A 536-nucleotide genomic window follows, 5' to 3' on the forward strand; every position below is an offset into this window, starting at 1 on the left:
CGAAGAACATAAGAGCAAATAGAAGACCAACTACGCCGCCCATTTCAGCGAATAGCTGAGGAACAACAACGAATACTAGACCAGGACCTGCTGCAGGCTCCATACCGAATGCGAACATTGCAGGGAACATTGCAACACCAGCTAGGATAGCAACGCCTGTATCCATCGCCGTAACCATAGCTGTAGTTTGAACTAGGTTCTCTTTCTTCTTAAGGTAAGAACCGTAAGTCAACATACAACCCATACCAAGAGATAGTGAGAAGAATGCTTGACCTAGTGCAGCTAGGATTACACCGCTGTCTACTTTAGAGAAGTCAGGGCTGAATAGGAATTCAAGACCAGCCATCGCGCCCGGAAGCATTAGGCCTTTGATTGATACCACGATAAGGATGATGAAAAGAAGTGGCATCAGAATCTTACCCGCTTTCTCAATACCGCCAGAAATACCCTTCATAACGATGACAACGTTAAGTAGTAGGTATAGGCCCATCCACATTAGTGGCTGAACTGGGTTTGAGATAAAGCCACCGAAGCTG

General features: G+C 46.1%; 1 protein-coding gene. It reads right to left on the reverse strand.

Annotated elements, in window-relative coordinates; genetic code table 11:
* Positions 1 to 536: sodium-dependent transporter (locus AB4496_RS29180; RefSeq protein ID WP_372133615.1), on the reverse strand; the 536-nt coding region annotated here is incomplete at both ends.

Source organism: Vibrio sp. 10N.222.46.A1, assembly GCF_041473595.1.
Taxonomy (GTDB): Bacteria; Pseudomonadota; Gammaproteobacteria; order Enterobacterales; family Vibrionaceae; genus Vibrio; species Vibrio tasmaniensis_A.